The organism is Exiguobacterium sp. FSL W8-0210, assembly GCF_038006045.1.
Lineage (GTDB): Bacteria > Bacillota > Bacilli > Exiguobacteriales > Exiguobacteriaceae > Exiguobacterium_A.
Genome location: NZ_JBBOUK010000001.1, coordinates 1,500,248 through 1,518,862, shown reverse-complemented (window position 1 = coordinate 1,518,862; position 18,615 = coordinate 1,500,248). Strand labels below are relative to the sequence as shown.

General features: G+C 48.0%; 21 protein-coding genes. 9 read left to right on the top strand and 12 right to left on the bottom strand.

What is annotated here, in order from left to right; genetic code table 11:
• Positions 1 to 16: 16 nt before the first annotated feature.
• The 3 genes from MKY22_RS07970 to MKY22_RS07960 all read right to left on the bottom strand — a co-directional run bounded on the left by MKY22_RS07970 (position 17) and on the right by MKY22_RS07960 (position 3,640).
• Entirely contained in the window at positions 17 to 958 is a 942-nt protein-coding gene (locus tag MKY22_RS07970) for a sensor domain-containing diguanylate cyclase (RefSeq protein ID WP_341090103.1), read from the bottom strand.
• A 614-nt stretch (positions 959 to 1,572) separates the two neighbouring features.
• On the bottom strand, positions 1,573 to 2,097 hold the full coding sequence (locus tag MKY22_RS07965; RefSeq protein ID WP_341088088.1) for a hypothetical protein: 525 nt from the start codon (positions 2,095 to 2,097) through the stop codon (positions 1,573 to 1,575).
• A 250-nt stretch (positions 2,098 to 2,347) separates the two neighbouring features.
• Entirely contained in the window at positions 2,348 to 3,640 is a 1,293-nt protein-coding gene (locus MKY22_RS07960; RefSeq protein ID WP_064300965.1) for a globin-coupled sensor protein, read from the bottom strand.
• Between the two features lie 250 nt (positions 3,641 to 3,890).
• On the opposite strand from MKY22_RS07960, the gene MKY22_RS07955 reads away from it, so the two are divergent.
• Positions 3,891 to 6,125, top strand: coding sequence for a putative bifunctional diguanylate cyclase/phosphodiesterase (locus tag MKY22_RS07955; RefSeq protein ID WP_341088083.1), 2,235 nt, complete (start codon positions 3,891 to 3,893; stop codon positions 6,123 to 6,125).
• A 77-nt stretch (positions 6,126 to 6,202) separates the two neighbouring features.
• On the opposite strand, the gene MKY22_RS07950 is transcribed toward MKY22_RS07955, so the two are convergent.
• Complete coding sequence (locus MKY22_RS07950) at positions 6,203 to 7,504, bottom strand: hemolysin family protein (RefSeq protein WP_341088081.1); 1,302 nt, start codon at positions 7,502 to 7,504, stop codon at positions 6,203 to 6,205.
• Between the two features lie 282 nt (positions 7,505 to 7,786).
• Between MKY22_RS07950 and MKY22_RS07945 the strand changes: the two genes are divergently transcribed.
• The 3 genes from MKY22_RS07945 (at position 7,787) to MKY22_RS07935 (ending at position 10,749) form a co-directional block, all read left to right on the top strand.
• Entirely contained in the window at positions 7,787 to 8,839 is a 1,053-nt protein-coding gene (locus MKY22_RS07945) for a hypothetical protein (RefSeq protein ID WP_290776878.1), read from the top strand.
• A gap of 117 nt (positions 8,840 to 8,956) precedes the next feature.
• Positions 8,957 to 9,550 (top strand): TetR/AcrR family transcriptional regulator, encoded by a 594-nt coding sequence (locus MKY22_RS07940; RefSeq protein WP_290776879.1) that lies wholly within the window; start codon positions 8,957 to 8,959, stop codon positions 9,548 to 9,550.
• A 17-nt stretch (positions 9,551 to 9,567) separates the two neighbouring features.
• Complete coding sequence (locus MKY22_RS07935; protein ID WP_290776880.1) at positions 9,568 to 10,749, top strand: MFS transporter; 1,182 nt, start codon at positions 9,568 to 9,570, stop codon at positions 10,747 to 10,749.
• Between the two features lie 39 nt (positions 10,750 to 10,788).
• Here the strand turns inward: MKY22_RS07935 and MKY22_RS07930 are convergent, their stop codons facing one another.
• The 4 genes from MKY22_RS07930 to MKY22_RS07915 all read right to left on the bottom strand — a co-directional run bounded on the left by MKY22_RS07930 (position 10,789) and on the right by MKY22_RS07915 (position 13,583).
• Positions 10,789 to 11,394 carry an HAD-IA family hydrolase gene (locus tag MKY22_RS07930; protein WP_290776881.1) on the bottom strand — a complete coding sequence of 202 codons (606 nt, stop codon included), beginning with the start codon at positions 11,392 to 11,394 and terminating at the stop codon, positions 10,789 to 10,791.
• Complete coding sequence (locus tag MKY22_RS07925) at positions 11,366 to 12,277, bottom strand: PhzF family phenazine biosynthesis protein (RefSeq protein ID WP_341088075.1); 912 nt, start codon at positions 12,275 to 12,277, stop codon at positions 11,366 to 11,368. The genes MKY22_RS07930 and MKY22_RS07925 overlap by 29 nt, the downstream gene beginning before the upstream one ends.
• Entirely contained in the window at positions 12,274 to 13,326 is a 1,053-nt protein-coding gene (locus tag MKY22_RS07920) for a flavin monoamine oxidase family protein (protein ID WP_341088073.1), read from the bottom strand. The genes MKY22_RS07925 and MKY22_RS07920 overlap by 4 nt, the downstream gene beginning before the upstream one ends.
• Before the next feature lie 80 nt (positions 13,327 to 13,406).
• A complete protein-coding gene (locus MKY22_RS07915; protein ID WP_169738094.1) occupies positions 13,407 to 13,583 on the bottom strand; it encodes a hypothetical protein in 177 nt (58 codons plus the stop codon).
• A gap of 213 nt (positions 13,584 to 13,796) precedes the next feature.
• On the opposite strand from MKY22_RS07915, the gene MKY22_RS07910 reads away from it, so the two are divergent.
• The 3 genes from MKY22_RS07910 to MKY22_RS07900 all read left to right on the top strand — a co-directional run bounded on the left by MKY22_RS07910 (position 13,797) and on the right by MKY22_RS07900 (position 14,917).
• Positions 13,797 to 14,078, top strand: coding sequence for a hypothetical protein (locus MKY22_RS07910; RefSeq protein WP_214857600.1), 282 nt, complete (start codon positions 13,797 to 13,799; stop codon positions 14,076 to 14,078).
• Positions 14,079 to 14,249: 171 nt separating this feature from the next.
• Complete coding sequence (locus MKY22_RS07905) at positions 14,250 to 14,459, top strand: helix-turn-helix transcriptional regulator (protein ID WP_064300959.1); 210 nt, start codon at positions 14,250 to 14,252, stop codon at positions 14,457 to 14,459.
• A complete protein-coding gene (locus tag MKY22_RS07900) occupies positions 14,456 to 14,917 on the top strand; it encodes a hypothetical protein (RefSeq protein WP_341088065.1) in 462 nt (153 codons plus the stop codon). The genes MKY22_RS07905 and MKY22_RS07900 overlap by 4 nt, the downstream gene beginning before the upstream one ends.
• Here MKY22_RS07900 and MKY22_RS07895 read toward each other — a convergent pair.
• Complete coding sequence (locus MKY22_RS07895; protein ID WP_035397426.1) at positions 14,914 to 15,330, bottom strand: GNAT family N-acetyltransferase; 417 nt, start codon at positions 15,328 to 15,330, stop codon at positions 14,914 to 14,916. The genes MKY22_RS07900 and MKY22_RS07895 overlap by 4 nt on opposite strands.
• A 79-nt stretch (positions 15,331 to 15,409) precedes the next feature.
• Between MKY22_RS07895 and MKY22_RS07890 the strand changes: the two genes are divergently transcribed.
• Both MKY22_RS07890 and MKY22_RS07885 read left to right on the top strand, forming a co-directional pair.
• Positions 15,410 to 15,940, top strand: coding sequence for a GNAT family N-acetyltransferase (locus MKY22_RS07890; RefSeq protein ID WP_341088061.1), 531 nt, complete (start codon positions 15,410 to 15,412; stop codon positions 15,938 to 15,940).
• On the top strand, positions 15,937 to 16,722 hold the full coding sequence (locus MKY22_RS07885) for an endonuclease/exonuclease/phosphatase family protein (protein WP_341088059.1): 786 nt from the start codon (positions 15,937 to 15,939) through the stop codon (positions 16,720 to 16,722). Before MKY22_RS07890 ends, MKY22_RS07885 begins: the two co-directional genes overlap by 4 nt.
• A 40-nt stretch (positions 16,723 to 16,762) precedes the next feature.
• Here the strand turns inward: MKY22_RS07885 and MKY22_RS07880 are convergent, their stop codons facing one another.
• The 3 genes from MKY22_RS07880 to MKY22_RS07870 form a co-directional block, all read right to left on the bottom strand.
• On the bottom strand, positions 16,763 to 17,248 hold the full coding sequence (locus MKY22_RS07880; protein WP_341088057.1) for a YusW family protein: 486 nt from the start codon (positions 17,246 to 17,248) through the stop codon (positions 16,763 to 16,765).
• A complete protein-coding gene (locus MKY22_RS07875) occupies positions 17,245 to 17,862 on the bottom strand; it encodes a flavodoxin family protein (protein WP_341088056.1) in 618 nt (205 codons plus the stop codon). Before MKY22_RS07875 ends, MKY22_RS07880 begins: the two co-directional genes overlap by 4 nt.
• Before the next feature lie 154 nt (positions 17,863 to 18,016).
• Entirely contained in the window at positions 18,017 to 18,481 is a 465-nt protein-coding gene (locus MKY22_RS07870; RefSeq protein WP_341088054.1) for a GNAT family N-acetyltransferase, read from the bottom strand.
• Between the last annotated feature and the right edge of the window lie 134 nt (positions 18,482 to 18,615).

Genomic DNA, 18,615 nt, shown 5'->3' with positions numbered 1-18,615 from the left:
CGCGTTTTTTCGTTGATTATTGGACGCGATGTGAGACAGCATCCGCAAAACGAAACGTATTCTTACCGTCTTTTTTTGCGGCATATAACGCACGGTCTGCCTGTTGAATGATCGTTTTTAGCTTAATGGTTTCATCATCAAATAGCACGATCCCGATGCTGGTCGAGACAGCGTATGGCGTCTGCCATGTTCCAAGTTTCTGAAGGAGCTGCTGCGCAATTCGTTCGTACTCCTTTTTCGTCTTCTGATGGGTGAAACGAATCAAGAACTCGTCTCCCCCGATCCGGACAGAAAACGCGTCTTCATAAGAACGTGTACTATCCAGTAGTCGTTTCGCGACATCGACCAAGACTTTGTCGCCGGTCACATGCCCATACACGTCGTTCACTTGCTTGAATCCGTCGAGATCAAGATAAAACAGCGCACCGGAATGTTGCTGTTCCGTTTCCCACTGTCTCGTCAAATAACGCCGGTTATACAATTGTGTTAGCGTGTCCTTCCAAGCAAACTGTTCGAGCTCAAGGTAATACGAAAACAGTTTCGCGATCCGTTGGAGGAGTTGAATGCTCTTCTCTTCGAATTGACTTGCTTCATTATGGACAGCGCACAACGTACCAAAGGTTTGACCATTCGTTAAGCTGATCGGAATCCCGAGATAGGACTCGATCTGTAATGCTTTTAATGCGTCCTGCATATCTTCTAAGCGCTCGTCATCGCTGATGGACTCATACCAGATGGGTTCATTCTGTTCGAAATTGATGTGACGACAAAGTGTCTTTTCCATCTCGAACACTTGTCCTGCTCGAATCTCGATTCGTTGATGATCATTTGAGAGTCGTAAAATCATCTGTTGGTTTTCTTCGATCGTCGTTAAATACAACAATTGATCAGGTAGAATCTCTTTCGCTAATTCCAATACATCATCTGCCAGTTCGTTAAAATTCCGATACAGTGTCATTTCTTGCAATGTACCACACCTCATTCGTTATTCGTTCTTTTTTAGATCATAAGTTTCATGAAGCAGCCCATCGACTGCACAATCCTTATATTTTCCAGTCGCATTGCGAATCATCACCCATACAGTCCTTCTTGAATCATACCGACCTTCTGCATGATTCCTCCTGGAGCTTTATCGATATTATGGGCGACTGAAACCTTATAAAGGAGCATTTCTTGAAAACCAAAGGCAAGGACTGCAGCTAATGCCTCGCTACCATTTCCATTGTTCCACTAGTCGTATCCGATACTATAACCGTTGTCGCCTCGAAAGCGAATAGATCGATGACATTAATCAACATACCACTGCGATTTTCTTTCATCCCCCATTAGCAAAAAGTGTCTTCATCATAAGAAGTTAGGATTTCCGTTACGCGTGCCTTCGTTTGCGCCATCATCTCGTGTGGTCCCTTGATCAAATGACGTATGACACAATTGTCCGATAATCCATTCTAAACATCACTTCCGTATCAGCCAGTCGGATTTTTCGTAATCGGAGCCGTTTAGTATGTAATGCCGTACTCCCTTGAAACCGATTCATTTTATTTTTATTACAATGAGGTATTTGAAATAAAATCATTTTGAATAAACAAGTCGAAAGACGATCATGCTTGCGACAGCTAATAGACGTATATTCGCCTCACAATCAAAGTCAAGTTGCGCCCGGTGTCGTGAACCCGTCGTAATGCAGTCCCCGTTTTGATAAATGCCGATCTTTCTTTTGACTGTCGAGGAACGAATTTGATACTCCTGACCGGCATACGAGACGAGTGAGACTTCTTGTAGTCGCAATTGCTGACGAAGTGCCGGATCGGTACGGATTGTACCGACGTCACGTCCATCTTTACGAATCACGAAATGTGTCGTATTGCGAAGCCGATCCGTTCTCGTTTCTTTAATTTGAAGACGGGTTCCTTCTCCGTCGAACGTTACATCGAGGAAAAACGATTCAAACTTCTTGAAGCGCACAAGGATCGCCTGCCACCACGTGGCATAACGTCGTGAGAACGTCAGCCATTGTTCATGCGCGAGAAAAACCGTATTCGTCTTTTGGGTCGCCCGGTCCACTAAGCGAACGGGACACCCCTGCCTCTCGTCCACGATAACGCAAATCACGCCGGATTTGCCACCATTCGACTCCACCGATCAAGAAAGCGACGCCCGTTTAACCAAGTAATCCATAAAACTCACGTGGAGCAAGTTCCCCTGTCGTCAGGTAATGTCCGATCAAAGCGAAAAAGCATAAAACAATCAATAATAGACTCTGCACCATAAACCTTTCACACCTCCAACTTTATTTTTCCATAAAACGTCAAAAAAGTCCTCCTTTCACATGGAAAGGAGGACTAAATCAGAGGGTCGCGGCGACTTCTTGTAAATCATCCGCTGTCTCAGCAATCGCTTCTGCAATCTTACGCATGCCTTCGATCGTCCCGGCGACATCCTTCGTATCGGTCGATAGTTCATGAATTTGCCGCGAGACCGCATCTGTCTGTTCCGAAATCCGCGAGAAGGCACGCACGACTTGTTGCATCTCTGTCGTCGTTCGGACGACCGCCGTCTCCGTCGTTCCCATCCGCTCTGAGACGACGAGCATCTTTTGCGTGATCTCTTGGGCGATGCGCGACGTCTCCGCTGCCGACTGTTTACTCTCTTCAGCGAGTTTCCGAATTTCTTGCGCCACGACGGTAAATCCGCGCCCCATCTCCCCGGCACGCGCCGCTTCGATCGAGGCGTTCAAGCTGAGTAGGTTCGTCTGATCGGAAATCGTCGTCACCATCCCGGCGATCCGCTCGATTTCCTGTGACAGACGAGACAGTTCAGCGACTTGTTCAGTCGTCCGTGATAAATCCGCGACGACATGCTCAAAGCGACGTGTCTCCTCTTCGACAAGGACGACACCCGCTTCTGCTTCACTGACCGCTTCCGTCAACTGAATCGAAATCGCGTCTGTCGTCGTCGAGACGTGTTTGGCGTGCCGTTCAATCTCTTGGAAGTTCGCTGACGACTCCTCACTCATCGCAGCAAGTTCTTCCGTTGATTTTTGAACGCCATCTCCGACGTGACGTTTGGCTGTCGCGATCGCTTGGCGTTCCTCATCGATTTGATCCTCATACATCGTCATGACGATTTGTTGCTCAAGGTTGAAGAGTTTCCCTGCTGCCCGCATGATCCGGACACGTTCTGCTTCCGGCCAATCACTGCCGTCAATCTGTTCACTGAGGACGTTCCAGACTTTTTGGAAGGCGGCGATATACCATTTATTATGCAGCCCGATTTGAACATGCCGTTCAGCGATCCGGCGCCGGGCTTCGATGTAGTCCATCGTCACCTGACCATCGAACATTTGTAGGATGTGCCGAGCGAGGGTGCCTTTCAATCGTTCGAGCGTCGAATGCTGTTCAATCAAATGCCGGAGTGACGGAACACGAACCAGCTCCTCGTAGAACGCGTCGACCATGCTCGGCATCCAACGGGATACATCTTCGCGGATGACCCGGACAATTTGTAAATCGACTGCTTCTAGACCGATTAAACGTAATTGTTCATGTAAGGATGTCGGAACATTCAACACGACATGAGCGCGTTCGCCTTCGATGCGCGCATCGAAGGACGGTGATGCTGATTTCGCGAACCATTTCATATGCTTATCTCCCTCATTCATAGATGGACTTCATTTTCTTTATCGTCACCTATAATTGACATTTGAATGGCTATCATTCGAAAATCCAAAATTTTCATATGGAATTTCCCGTCATGATTGGTACTTTTGATGTGCGACACTCGCCCATTTCCTCAAGCATTCTAGGTAATCACCCTTCAAAAAATGGAAAATTTGACCGATATCTATATAACACTTCTTGCTTTTTAACTTAAGGAGGTCCGTTCAACTCATGTGGCGTTACTTCTCTTTCATCGTCTTTCCTGTATTCCTGGTTTTCTATAGTTGGATTCGTTTTGGACCTGCTGAAGAGTGGGCACACTTGATTGGAATCAACGTCTTTCATATGATGGCGGGTCTGATTGCCGCCTATTGGATGATTCGCGCACGCATTGAACAGCGCAATCCACACCTCCGTTTTCTAAGTTTCTTGTTCGCGGGTCTTCTATTACACGTCCTCGGGAATGGTCTATGGCTGTTCCTTCAATTGACAGACGGACGGGTCGATGCACCGATTGCCTCAACCATTCTTTGGTGTTCGTCTTATTTCAGCTATGTCTTAGCGCTAATCACGAAGATGCGTAGCATCGGATTGAACTTCACGAATAAGAACTACATCTTCAATTTAGTCGTGTTCATGACGACGGCTTTCGTCATGAGCGACTATTATTTATTGCAACCCTATTTTGAGATCCTGAATCCCTCGCTCGAGCGAACGATCTCCACCTTCGGATTTCTCATTGCTGATGTGTTACTCCTCTTTTTCAGTGCGATTTTGTATTACCATGTTCGTTATAACCAAGGAAAACCGCATCACTGTTTTCTCGTCGTTGGTTTTTTGTTTCTAGTGTGCGGTGATGTCATGCTTACCGTCTTTACGTTTAACAACAGTCCGTTTCTTGAACATCTCGTCGATGTTTTCTGGGTCATCGCGCTTCTGTCCATCGGATGGAGTGGTCATTTAGAAGGAAGACAGCATCCGCAACAAGAACGACTCTTTCGTTCTCAGCGAACGGTAACGGAACGCGATTTCATCTTGCCTTATGTCAGCATCGGTTTACTGACAGGGTTCGTCTTATCGACTTATGACTGGTACCTCAATATTCTATCGAGCGGTTGGCTGCTCTTATTCTTTCTTGTTCTTGGTCGGCAAATCTTTACGTTACGTAGCAACAATCGATTGCTAAACGAAGTCTCATTCATCGCTTACCACGATTCGCTGACACAGCTCGCGAATCGGCAACACTTCATCGAACGGCTTACGAACGACTTACCGCGTTCTTTTGCGGCCGTCTCGCTTGATTTACATCGTTTGACGATCGTCAATGATACGCTGGGGCATGCGACGGGAGATCGTGTGTTGGTCGAGACCGCGAATCGACTTCGGCTGTTGCGTCACGATGACCTGGAAATCTACCGAATCGGTGGGGATGAGTTCGCGCTCATCCTTCCATATGCGACAAATGATTCGTTGACCGCTCTTGAACAGGCTTTATTACACCAATTCGAGCGCCCGTTCCGAATTCGCGGATATTCGATTCAAGTCACCATCCATGCTAGTAGTTGTCTCATCGAAGACACTTCCTTGCACCAGGACATTCTTCCTTGTCTTGATACGGCACTTCTTCAAGCGAAACAACAAGGACCGATGCACTGCGTCCGGTATGATGAACGACTCCATCAATGGTTCAATCGGAAGATCCAGCTAGAAATGGATATGCCGGCAGCGATCGAGAACGATCAATTCCAACTGGTATATCAGCCAAAAGTCGATCTGATGACGAACCGTCCGATCGGTATGGAAGCACTCGTTCGCTGGCATCATCCAGTCTTTGGTTTGATTTCTCCCGTCGAATTCATCTCAATCGCTGAAGAGAGCGGTCATATCATCGCTCTCGGACGCTGGATTCTAAAGACGGCATGCCGCAGGACATTTGACTGGCATGAGCAAGGCTATCCGCTAATCGTCGCCGTCAACATCTCCGTTCCCCAGTTCAAGGATCAACATTTCCTAAACATGATTGAAGAGACCTTGTCTGAGACGAACTTATCTCCAGCTTATCTGGAACTCGAAATTACCGAGAGCGTCTTACAAGACGTCACAGATAGCAGCAAGGTGTTACATTCGTTGCGCGATCAGGGAATTCACTGTGCCATCGATGACTTCGGAACCGGTTTCTCTTCTTTATCCATCCTGCATCAACTGCCAGTTCATGCGCTGAAGATTGATAAATCATTCGTAGACGATTGTCCGGAAACAACGGGTGGAGCTGCTTTACTCCCACATATCATCGCAATGGGACAAACGATTGGTCTGACGATGATCGCAGAAGGTGTCGAAAACGAGGCGCAGCACTTGTATCTTAAATCCGTCGGCTGTCACATCGGTCAGGGGTATTACTATGCGCGTCCTTTATCGGAAGAAGCTTTTTCTCTGTATTTGAAGGAACAGTTACCGTCAACCTAATCCAATCTCCCCTCCGCTCAATAAAGAAGACCCGTCTGCTTAGTGGATTGAACTACTAAGCAAAACGGGTCTTTCTGTTAGCTTGACGGCAAGGTCAACTTGACATCCTGAATCTGATATTGGGCAGAACGCAAGATTTCAAGCGTAAACGCCTCATCTGTGACGATCGTTCCCTCTTCAAAAGCAGCCGTCCGTGATTGGATATATCCACCGATCGTGTCGACCGCCTCTGCTTCAGTGAACCGAAGACCAAATCGTTCTTCGATTTCAACTAATAGGACAGTGCCCGCTAAGCGGTACGATCCGTCCGATAACTGTTCGATTTCGGCTTGCTCCGCCTCATCGAATTCATCACGGATATCACCGACGATTTCCTCCAAAATATCCTCCATCGTGATCAAACCGGATGTCCCACCATACTCGTCGATGACGAGAGCGATGTGTGACCGTGTCTGCTTCATCTTCAAGAGTGTTTCTTGCAGCGGTGTCAATTCCGAAACGACCGGCAACGGTTTAAGGAACGAGGCGAGTTCTCGTTCGTCTTGTACCGCGTGATGGGCGAGCACTTCCTTGACGTTGATATAACCACTAATCCGGTCCTTATCCGTTCCTTCACTGACCGGGTAACGTGTATACGGATTGTCAGACATCGTTTGTAATAGATTTTCCCAACTCATCTCGTCCGAAATGACCATCATGTTCATCCGTGGCACCATGATGTCGCGCGTGACACGCTCATCAAACGCAAAGACGTTTTGCATCAAGGCGAGTTCCGATTGATTGATCTCACCACTTTGAAAACTTTGTGCCATGATGATCTTCAACTCTTCTTCGGAATGGGCTTGTTCGTGACCGGCTGGTTTCACACCGAACATCCGCAAGAGGACACGGGCCGAACCGTTCATGATCCAGATGAACGGATACATGACTTTTCCGAATACATAGAGTGAAGGAGCTAGCAGTAACGTCATCCTTTCCGCATACTGGATCGCGAGCGTCTTCGGTGCAAGTTCTCCGATGACGACGTGGAGAAACGTCACGAAGATGAAAGCGATACTGTATGAGAGAATCGTTGACAGCGCAACGGCGACACCAAGTTCATCAAAGACCGGTGTCAACAATTTCTCGACGGTCGGTTTCCCGAGTGCACCTAGACCAAGTGCAGTGATCGTGATACCGAGCTGACAGGCCGACAAGTAATAATTGAGATCTCCTGCGACCTTCTTCGCAAGTACTGCTCCCTTTTTTCCTTCTTGCACCATCTGGTCGAGACGTGACATCCGGACTTTAACGACAGCAAATTCCGAACCGACGAAAAACGCGGTCAAACCAATCAATACGACGAGCAACAACAAATTCAGTGTTAAGACGATGTCCAACTTGTATCCCCCTAAAAGCGGGGGATCACCTCCTTTTGATTTTAAACTGTACAGTATAACGTGACACTTGATAAGAGTGTACGATGCTTTTTCTTCAAACGCAACCAATATCACTTCATTGAAGTTCAGACGACCATTAATCATGTACCTGTAATACTAGGTTTCTCTTATTTAGTTACCGGTTATATAAGAGCTATGCGCGTAAGAAACTTGAGATGAAGCTTTTACATTCATGAACATCTCCAACTTGAAAGACCAATTTGGGGAGAGGTAGTGCTTATTATGGAAAAGACAAAAAGAGGCTTTTCGTCGCATTTCCGAGCGGAAGCGGACGGAGCAGGTCGTAACATCTCATGGAGCTCGATTTTTGCAGGTGTGGTATCATTTCTATCTTTATTGATCTTATTTAGTTTAATCGGTTCAGCGATCGGACTCGGCGTCACGGACGTCACGTCGAATAACCCATTCGATGGTGTCGGTACTGGTTTGATCATCTGGGCAATCCTTTCATTGCTCATCTCGCTGTTCGTTGCTGGATTCGTCTCCGGTGTGACGTCGGCACGTGCCGGTCTCGTCCACGGTTTCTTGACATGGTCGACGAGCGTCATCCTCTTGTTCGCTCTTTTGACGTTCACGACGGTCAATACGTTACAATCGGTCGGCTCACTACTCGGTACGGTCGGTGGTGCAACAGGTAAAGGCATCGGATCCGTTGCTTCGACAGCGCAAGACGCTGCGACGAAAGGATTCGATTCGATTACGAAAAACGTTTCACAAATTGATACAAAAGAACTTGAAGGTAACGTTGACGAAATCTTAAAAGACACAGACATCAAAGAATTGCAACCAGGCTACTTGCAAAACGAACTTGACGCTGTGCAAGAAGACGTCACGGCTGCTGGTAAGGAAGCAATCACAAAACCAGAAAACTTCGATACGATCGTCCAGGATCTCGGTGATTCATTGACAGCACGAGCTGAAAAAATCGAGAAATCGGTCGATGAAGATAAAATCGCTGACGCTGTCGCGAAGAACACTGATCTAACAGGTGCTGAAGCGGAAGAAGCGACACAAAACATCGTCGATGGTCTCAATACGGCAACTAAAGAAACAACGCAACAAATCGAAAACGCGAAACAAACGCTTGATGAGACATCCGCTGACCTCAAAAAAACGGTCCAAGATGTCCGTGAGCAAACGGAACAAGCAACACAAACGGCATCAAAAGTTTCGATCTGGGCGTTCGTCGGACTGCTTCTGACACTCATCTTCACGTCATTCGCAGGAATCGTCGGCTCACGCGTCGCAACACGCGGTCGTGTCATGAATAAATAATGATTCCTCACTAACTGATTCCGCCATCGCGGAGTCAGTTTTTTTGTGGGGTAAGACAATCTGATTGACTACGTATGAAATTTGCTGTTACAGTGTTACCTAACGAACGTTAGGAAGGTGATTGATCTGAAAGCCCAGCAATTGTTACAGACGAGCATCCATCATTTTGCCGCACACGGCTATGAAGGGGCATCGCTACAAGAGATTGCGACAGAGGTCGGTATTAAAAAACCATCGATCTATGCGCATTATAAAGGCAAGGATGACTTATTCCTGCAAGCGACGACGTATGCGCTGCAAGAACAAAAACGACGTTTCGCGACGTATTTTACGAACACGCGAAAGCAGCCGCTCGAGCAATCGTTGCATGGTTTCTTCGACTGGTTCATTTCGGAACAGCAAGACGATATCCTGATGCGCTTCATTCTTCGGGCTGCCTATTTTCCACCAGAAAAGCTCGAACAAGAGATGACGGACCGTTTCAATCCGTTTTTCGATTCATTGCACGATCTATTGACGCGATTACTACGCGAACGAGACCGAACAGAACAGATTCTCTTTTCGACAGATTACAAAAGTGCCGCTCTCGCCTATTTGACGGTTGCGGAAGGTACGCTGACGGAACTCGTCTACAACGGTGTCGACGCGTTTCACGCTCGACAGCAAGCTGTCTGGCCGATCGTCTGGCGCGGTATGTCAAAAACGATTTAATTTTATTGAGGTGAACTATGCAAAACAATACATTGATTTTAAGTACACTCCTGCTCAACTTATTCATCGCCTTTTTAGGCATCGGACTCGTCATTCCTGTCACACCGACGATCATGAACGAGTTGAACATTTCCGGGGCGACGGTCGGTTACATGGTTTCCGCGTTCGCCTTTGCGCAACTGATTCTGTCACCACTCGCAGGACGTGCCGTCGACAAGTACGGTCGTAAACCGATGATCATCATCGGCTTGTTCATCTTCAGTATGTCCGAGCTCTTATTCGGTCTTGGTCAAAGCGTCGAAGTCCTGTTTGCGTCTCGGATCCTCGGTGGTGTCAGTGCGGCTTTCATCATGCCAGCCGTCACGGCATTCATCGCTGACATCACAACGAACGAGACTCGTCCAAAAGCGCTCGGATATATGTCTGCCGCCATCTCGACTGGCTTCATCATCGGACCGGGAATCGGTGGGTTCCTAGCAGATCTCGGAACACGGATGCCGTTCTTCTTTGCTGCTGCGTTCGGTTTAACAGCGATGGTGTTATCCGTCTTTACGCTTAAAGAACCGAAGCGTCATTATGAGACAACGACGGTCAAACAGCAGACCGGTTTCCGGAAAGTCTTCAGTCCGCTCTATTTCATCGCTTTTCTTGTCCTGTTGATTTCGTCGTTCGGTCTCGCCTCGTTCGAGTCGTTATTCGCCTTGTTCGTCGACCGGAAGTTCGGCTTCACGGCGAAGGACATTGCGCTTGCGATTTCTCTCGGTGCGATCGTCGGCGTCATCGTCCAAGTGGGACTGTTCGATCGTTTGACGCGCTGGTTCGGTGAGATTCGCTTGATCCGGTACAGCTTGATCGGTTCGACACTGCTCGTCGTCTTGATGACGTTCGTGACGAACTATCTCTCAATCATTCTCGTGACGATGGTCGTCTTCGTCGGTTTCGACTTGATGCGCCCCGCTGTCACGACCTATCTTTCGAAGATTGCCGGAAATGAACAGGGATTCGTCGGCGGAATGAACTCGATGTTTACGAGCATCGGCAACATTCTCGGACCGATCGTTGGTGGACTACTCTTTGACGTCAATTTGAACTATCCGTTCTATTTTGCGACAGTCATGCTCGCAGTCGGCATTTTACTGACGTATTTCTGGCGTGCACCACGCGCTGAAGCAACCGAAGCAGATCGATTGTCTTCTTAAAAAACAGCCCCGTTTCCATCACTGGAAGCGGGGCTGTTTTTATGTCAGTAACAATTCCTTTAATCGACCGGGCGACGGTACGGTATACGTCGCAACGGTCTGACTCGTATGTTCGCTTATCAAACACGTCTTGATACCGGCACGATGTCCGGCTAAGACGTCGAGTTCCCGGTCTCCAATCATGATCGTCTCGTCTCGTGCCATCTGGTGCCGATCGATCAAGTACGTGACAGCTTCCGGATCCGGTTTTCGGGCGAATCCATCCGGTGCTGTCAACACGTCTTGAAAATGATGCGTCATCCCATGTTTTGCAAGCAACGCATGAATCGATGTTCCGCGATGGGTGACGATATGATGCGTCGCACCTCTCGTCGATAACGCCTCTAGCAGTTCACGGATTCCGAGAAACGGTTCAGACTGTTCTTGTTCGATGATCATCTTTTGTTGCTTGTAGTTCAGAATGAACGCTTCGGACACACCAAACGCCTCATACGTCGTTTTTGCCGAGATCGCCATCAGCTCTGCTACTTGCTCGCGTTCGACCGTTCGCCCCTCACGCTCGAGTAATTCCACGAACACATCGACTAACACCGGATACGTATCAAACAAGGTGCCGTCAAAATCCCAAATGAAATGTTTTAACATCTGCCTCTTCCTCTCCCACTCTCTTGACGCCGACAAAGACGGCTTGCCCGTCCATCTCGACTTTCCATTTGCTGTGATCAAGACCTTCGCCAGAAATACGGATTCCGACCTGACCGGGTCGACCCATCTCGTGTCCTTGTTCGACGATGATCGCAGTTTCCGTTTCAAGTGGCTGGATGAATTTTCGGTAGTAGACGCCCATCACACCACTCGCCGTTCCCGTAACCGGATCTTCGATGCTTCCTGCTCCCGTTGCTGAGAAGTGACGTCCGCGCATCGTCGCTTGTCGGTTATATGTATCGAGACAAATCGGATGAATCGAGGCTTGTGGGAAGTCGGTCAACACGGTGGCAAAGCGTTGGTTATCCGGCATCATCCGGTGGAAGTCCTCAAGTCGACGAATGGGGAGGATCAGTGTCCAGTTCCCAGTACTGCCGTATACGATTGGCCATCGGTCATCGAGATGTTTCAATTCGAGACCAATCCCGGCTAGAACGTGCTTTATGTCACCGTCAAACTGATGTAATCGAGGTTGTCCTTGTTGCAAGCGAAACATTCCGTTCGCTAAACGCATCACAGGCAAGATGCCTGACTTTGTCTCGATCTGACATGTTGGAGATAAACTAATTTTTGAATCGAGTGCCGTTAATGCAGCGATCGTACCATGACCGCATAAATCCATTTCTCGTTCCGGTGCAAAGTAGCGCATGCGGTAGTCCGCTTGCTCGGAAGCCAGGACGAACGTCGTCTCGGTAAAGCCGTTCATCCGAGCGATTCGTTGCATTTCCAACTCAGTCAATTGATCGGCGTCTAAGACGACCCCAGCTGGATTACCGCTTCCTGGCGTCGATGTAAACACATCATAATGTAGCGTCTCGATCATTTTTCAGCTCCTCTCTTTTTTAAATAGCGTTCAACGGATCGTAATGCGCCTTCTAAGTGTCCACCATGACTCGGATCGGTCTCTGTCCCAATCAGTGAAATCGCTGCATGCTCCACTCCGAGATTGATGGCATGATATGCCGGGAAATCCACGAGCGGTGCTGCATCGGCTCGTGTTGCTGTCCAACTATCTGTCGACCAGTCTTTATACGCCCAACCAATCGACTGACGCGCTTGTTCACCGAACAGACGAACCAGCTGCGCGAGTACGGTTTCCTTGATTTCCGCCTCGGTCAATAACTGTCGTTCACGTGCTTGTGTCCGGAAAAAACCGAACAACGCTCTCGGTCCGTCTTGTGGGGAAGCGTCATGAATCTCTTGCACCATCCCAGTCCAGCTGATTGCCTGACCGGACCAGCCCGAATCACGCCAAAACGGTTTCTCGTAAAAAATCAGACATTTCGCTTGCTGCGCCATCCAGGTCGGTAATGCTTCGAGTTCATCCAGGACTGCTTCAGGTAAAGCTGGCACATACGATAGTCTTGCCGCTAGACGTGGTGGTAGTGCGAGAACGATCTCATCGAACGGTTGACTCTTCCTTCCTGAACTGATTACCCTCCGGTTCGTGACATCAATCTGACTGACGGGAGACTTGAGTCGAATCGTTCCCGGTCTGAGTCGTGCAGCAAGTGCCGTAGCAACGGAGCGGATTCCGTCACGAAGGCGAAGCGCCGTCGGTTGATTCGCAACCATATGTGACTCGATGCCGTCAGCCCGTTCAAGTCGAAGCGCACCCGTCGTATATTGTTCCAGTGTCGGTAAATCGAATCGATGGATCAAATCAACCATCAGTGGTTCGCTGTCCGGCCAAAACCAAGTCGGTCCAAGATCAAAGGCATATGCTTGTCCTGCTAAGTTGAAATCGACCGTCTCAATTCTCCCGCCGATTCGGTCGCGTGCTTCATAAATCGTCACTTCGTGTCCAAGCTCCTGCATACGCGTCGCGAGATACAAACCACTGATTCCTGCTCCAATGATGGCAACGTTCATTTCACTTCATCCTCTCGATTTAAGATGCTTGTTTTAGTATACCGGAACATGCGAAAAAACAAGGACGAGACGTCCTTGCCTTAGGATGATTGCATTTGCTGCCAGTCGTCTTCTTCATAAATCGATTGAACCCATTCGATCGAAACATACAAGGATCGGGCAATCGCTTCGTCCGTTTTCCCCAGTTTTCGCAACAGATGGACGATCCGAATCCTTCGTTCGAGCTCCCGGTCATCCGGTATCAGTTCAGGCATCATCTTCTCTTCTCCTCTCCACTGAATCGGCGATGGCGTTTTCAACAGAATACCCGATAATTATCTGAATATTCCGATTGATGTGCAGAAGCGAGGATTTTTGATAAAGTTCAGGGATAGATAACAGAAAGGAATCCCTCGCTTTTTGTAGAAACATATTGAATAGGCGCAACAGTAGGATTTCTTGCGTCAACCAAACAGAATAGGAGCATGCATATGATTAAACGTAACGCACTATTTCGTCTGTCGATCGGCTTGCTGCTGATTGGTGTATTTGGCGGTATCCTGTTAGATGCCATCGGCTTATTTCCGTACGCGACAGCTTACTTGTTGAGCATTCCAGTCGCTTCTCCTGACTCGGAATTTCTATTAGGGTGGATCTTATCCGGTGTAACAATCGCAGGGCTGATTTCGCTTCCCTTGTCCTTACGTCGTCATCACACCATTACGACGTTCGCTTGTCTTCTAGCTGTCATTATAACGCCGCATGTCATGTGATGTTCGCTGGTGACGCATCCCTTTAATAAGATAGAGCGAATGTCCATCGTGAACGACGACACCAATGCATCGAATCGACGCATTGGTTTTTTCACGTCTAAAAAGTAAAGTCCACTTTACAAAATGTAAAACAGACTTTACAATGTAAACAACTGGAAAGGAGGTCGTCAGATGCAACTGACGAACCATGTCCGCCTATATCGTCAACAGCATAAGTGGACACAAGAGCAGTTCGCTGAACGAATCGGCGTGACACGCCAGACCGTCATCTCGCTTGAAAAAGGAAGCTATACCCCATCGCTATTACTCGCGATGCAGATTGCCCGCGTCTTCGATCGACCGGTGGAGGAATTATTTCAATTAGAGGAGGATTCCAAATGAAACGTGTCGTCACTCAATCTTTACTTAATTGTTGTCTCTACTTTTTAGCTGCTTATCTCATTAGTGCGATTCATGCTAATCTGAAACTATTTCAAGATGATCCTGTATCCGGTACGGGCCTGTCGCTGGAATTAAATTTAATGGGCGTCATACCAGTCTTAATGATTTCAATCGCCCTTTCGATCGTCAGTTATTTTTTACGAGAAGACCGTTCGCGTTCATTTGCGACAGCAGAATTTTCCGACTCAGATGAACGTGAGGCACAAATCACCGGTAAAGCGACCCGCGCAGCGTACGTCGCTTTTATGATCAGCCTTCCTGTCCTGATGATTGCTTTCTTGTTTGAACAGCCGTTACTGCAACTGTTTCCAGCGTTTCCGTTCTATGCGATCGCTCTTGTCTTATCGATCGGAACACTTACGTACATGTCGGCTTGGATCGTGCACGTCCGGCGTTAAAGTCGCTTGACGAAGAAGTATTGAGTTTGTCCAATCGATGGATGATCGGTCAGTCGTCCATACTCTTCATAACCATGCTTGCGGTAAAAGTCTGGTGCTTGAAAATCAAACGTGTCCAAAAGAATTTTCGTACACCTTGCTTCCTTCGCATATCCTTCGATTGCTTGCAGCAGGCGGGTTCCGATACCTGCCTGTCGTGCTGTATCGCTCACCCAAATGAACTGGACATGAATGTGTTGCCAACCGTAAGACGCGGTAATTCCTCCGATGCATTCGCCCTTCTCGTTATATGCTGTAAAACAAAGTTCTTCCGATTGTTCATATAAGGCTTTAGGAACATGTTGCCGATTGTAGGCAATCAATTGCTCGCGGATGAATGTCCTATCTTCCTTCGTTCCAGTTTGAATTTTCATTTCTTCTCTCCTTAAATTTACAAATGATACCATCCCTGCCATAATGATAGCATATTCCATCTAGAACGGAGGATTACATATGCAGACGATGCACCACTCGTTCGATACACAACGGTACCAGATTCGACCGGCTCGACTCAGTGACGCTGAAGCCCTCGCCGAACTCCGCCAAACACTCGATGCGGAAACGGAATACTTCGACCGAATGCCTGGTGAGGACGTGATGACCGCGACGGATTTCGCAAATCAGTTACGCGATTCCTCGGTTCCGGATCGTATCCTCGTCGTCGAGCGCGATGGACGACTCATCGCCTACGCCCGATGTCGTGGTTTTCATTTAAAACGTTTCGCGCACAAGGCATCATTTGGACTCGGTGTACTTCAATCCGACTGGGGGCAAGGAATCGGTACCCAACTGCTGGAACGAATGATTGCTTGGGCAAAAGCGCAATCCCTGCAAAAAATTCAGCTCGAAGTCGTCGAGACGAATCACGGGGCGATCCGACTCTACCAGCGCCACAGTTTCCTAGAAGAAGGACGACTACGCCACGATCGGTTGCTGTCGGACGGCTGTTATTATGATACCGTCCTGATGGGCTTAGCGTTATGAGACTCTCATTATCGATCGCGACGTATAACATTTGGCATCATCCACACAAGCGTCAGGAACGGTTTGCGGCATTGTGTGCGGAAATCAATCAGCATCAACCGGATGTTCTTCTTCTGCAGGAAGTGATGTCGACGTTTCATCCGGATGAACCGTTCGTCTCAATCGCCGAACATCTCGCAGAGGCGACCGGTTATCCTTATTGGATGATGGATCCTTATATGGATTCACCGGATGAAGGACTTGCCATTTTAACGAAACTGCCGTTTGAGCGAACGGATTCGAGTGCCGCAGCGACAGCAAACATCAACCATCACTGTGCGATTCGGATTCCGTTTTCGATTGAAGGTTTTCGATTTGCCGTGACGAACATTCATTTCAACTGGCGTGCTTCAGACATTCGACTCGATCAACTTCGATTCGTCAACGAATGGATTGCCTCACAAACAGATGACACGACGGTCGAGTTCCTTGGTGGTGACTTTAATGATTGTCCAAATTCTTCTCTGCATCAAGCAACGCTTAAGGAGTGGGTCGATCTCGCTGACAGTTTTGCCGCTCGTACAGGACAAATTGCCGCCGCGACGCTTGATTCCGTGACGAATCCGTACGTAAGGAAGAATGACGGCATCACAAGCCCCGTTCGATATGATTGGTTACTCTGTCAGCGTTCACTTTCACAGGTGACCTTACAGCACGTCCAGCTGATCGGAAATCATCGACTGCAGCATCACCTTGTACCGAGCGATCATTACGGTGTCCTCGCTCATGTGAAGCTACACTAAGACAACAGGTCTACACCCCTTACGGGCGCAGACCTGTTGTTTATTTTTTATATTCTTTTTCGGTTCCGTCTGAGAATTCGATTTCAACCTCTAAGCGAGAAGCATCCTGGATCGCAAACACACGTTCAACCTCACTGATGAGCTCTTTTTCAGATGTATCCGCATCAATCTTTAAGTTCTTGAACTTCGCGTCGAGTTCCGTCATCGCGTCGTCTCCTTGCTTTTGCTCCCCTTTATAGCGATATTCCGCTTCCGTTCCGTCATTATCCAGGTCATAACTAATATCAATGGCATCGTTATCCCCTTCAACGTCCGCTTCAATCGACAGACTCTTGAAGCCATAATCGGTGTCGGCATTTTTCGTTACTGTATCCTTGTCCTGCATCGTATCGTCAGTCGTGTTCGAATTCGTTGATCCTTCTTCAACCTTGTCCGTCGACGCTTCGTCGTTTCCGCAACCCGCAATCATTAAACTCATCGCGAACAATGTGGCGACACCGTACCCTGTTAAACGTTTTTTTTTCATTCCATCACATTCCCTTCTGCTGGAATCGGATGTTCCCTTAATATCTTCGCAAAATGATATAGGTTGGCAGCTAAAAACTGTGCATGCTGCTTCGTAAAGTCGTTGTTCCGTCCTGCTTCGATGTACGATGGTCCTGGTCCCGCTTCACCGACCCAGTAAGCATCGACGTTCGGCGGAATCGTAAAGCCGATATGCGACAGACCGTACAAGATGGAAGCAGACGCATGTTTAGCTCCATCTTCATTCCCCGTGACGATGACGCCACCGACCTTGTTGTAGTAGATGGCTTGTCCAAGATCGTTCGTCAGGCCGCTCCCTCCGTACAATCGTTCAATGACTTGCGTCGCAACACTACTTTTTTCACCCAGCCAGAGCGGTGTTCCGATGACAACGATGTCCGCCCGTTTCACCTTTTCGAAAATCACGGGCCATTCATCCCCGTTGCCTTCGTCTTCCGTGACGCCGAACGCCACTTGGTGATCGACGATGCGGACAATTTCTGAAGTGACGTCCTCTTGTTTCCAATATGCAATCACGTCACGGATCAGCGCCTCCGTATTCGATGGTTCACGTGATGCTTTTAAGGTGCAGTTTAAAAATAAGGCGTGCAACATCCATCCATCCTCCTCCGTCATTTTAAGTAACATCATTCGTCTTTAGTACTTTCCTTCTTCCATCGACGGATAAACTAAAAAACCCTCGCTTCAGCGAAGGTGGGTCATGCTAGAAGATTTGAAATGAACAATCAAGCGTGTAAACATCACTTCATTACCTGAGGTCATTTCGTCGCTCCAATAACAACGTGTCTCGCCAGACACCATGATGCTGTGCGATGGCACGTCGTCGACCGACTAGTTCGAATCCAAGTCGCTCATGCAGCCGTCTGCTTGCGATGTTTTCTGGGAACATGTGTGATTGAAGCGTCCAAATCCCATTGACGTCCACATAGGTGATCAATGCCTCTAGTAAGAATCGTCCACTGCCGAGTCCTCGAGCGGAACGCTCTAGATATATACTGACTTCTCGTACGCCACGGTAGACATGACGTTCAGAAACACATCCCAGTTTAGCCCAGCCAATCACTTTTCCACCTTGCTCTAGAACGAATCGTTCAGATTGCATCAGCGTTTTCCACCACTCTTGCTCATGAATCATCGTTTCGAACGTCGCGTTCCCTTCTTCTACTCCTTGACGATAGATGGCTAACACAGTGCTACGATCTTTCTCTTCCATCGAACGAACAAGCATCGAATTCCCCTTTCCTTATTAACGACTGAATATGAGAAAATCATATATTTATTATTTGCAATTTGCAAGTTTATATCGTATAACTGATTCATAAGCAAAATAACGAAGGGAGAGCTATA

Coding starts and splice junctions, on each gene's coding strand:
- MKY22_RS07930 (WP_290776881.1), bottom strand. CDS start 11,394: ATGTTAAAACATTTCATTTGGGATTTTGACGGCACCTTGTTTGATACG.
- MKY22_RS07960 (WP_064300965.1), bottom strand. CDS start 3,640: ATGAAATGGTTCGCGAAATCAGCATCACCGTCCTTCGATGCGCGCATC.
- MKY22_RS07895 (WP_035397426.1), bottom strand. CDS start 15,330: ATGAAAATTCAAACTGGAACGAAGGAAGATAGGACATTCATCCGCGAG.
- MKY22_RS07955 (WP_341088083.1), top strand. CDS start 3,891: ATGTGGCGTTACTTCTCTTTCATCGTCTTTCCTGTATTCCTGGTTTTC.
- MKY22_RS07925 (WP_341088075.1), bottom strand. CDS start 12,277: ATGATCGAGACGCTACATTATGATGTGTTTACATCGACGCCAGGAAGC.
- MKY22_RS07880 (WP_341088057.1), bottom strand. CDS start 17,248: ATGAAAAAAAAACGTTTAACAGGGTACGGTGTCGCCACATTGTTCGCG.
- MKY22_RS07935 (WP_290776880.1), top strand. CDS start 9,568: ATGCAAAACAATACATTGATTTTAAGTACACTCCTGCTCAACTTATTC.
- MKY22_RS07910 (WP_214857600.1), top strand. CDS start 13,797: ATGATTAAACGTAACGCACTATTTCGTCTGTCGATCGGCTTGCTGCTG.
- MKY22_RS07900 (WP_341088065.1), top strand. CDS start 14,456: ATGAAACGTGTCGTCACTCAATCTTTACTTAATTGTTGTCTCTACTTT.
- MKY22_RS07870 (WP_341088054.1), bottom strand. CDS start 18,481: ATGGAAGAGAAAGATCGTAGCACTGTGTTAGCCATCTATCGTCAAGGA.
- MKY22_RS07945 (WP_290776878.1), top strand. CDS start 7,787: ATGGAAAAGACAAAAAGAGGCTTTTCGTCGCATTTCCGAGCGGAAGCG.
- MKY22_RS07920 (WP_341088073.1), bottom strand. CDS start 13,326: ATGAACGTTGCCATCATTGGAGCAGGAATCAGTGGTTTGTATCTCGCG.
- MKY22_RS07905 (WP_064300959.1), top strand. CDS start 14,250: ATGCAACTGACGAACCATGTCCGCCTATATCGTCAACAGCATAAGTGG.
- MKY22_RS07970 (WP_341090103.1), bottom strand. CDS start 958: ATGACACTGTATCGGAATTTTAACGAACTGGCAGATGATGTATTGGAA.
- MKY22_RS07885 (WP_341088059.1), top strand. CDS start 15,937: ATGAGACTCTCATTATCGATCGCGACGTATAACATTTGGCATCATCCA.
- MKY22_RS07875 (WP_341088056.1), bottom strand. CDS start 17,862: ATGTTGCACGCCTTATTTTTAAACTGCACCTTAAAAGCATCACGTGAA.
- MKY22_RS07890 (WP_341088061.1), top strand. CDS start 15,410: ATGCAGACGATGCACCACTCGTTCGATACACAACGGTACCAGATTCGA.
- MKY22_RS07915 (WP_169738094.1), bottom strand. CDS start 13,583: ATGATGCCTGAACTGATACCGGATGACCGGGAGCTCGAACGAAGGATT.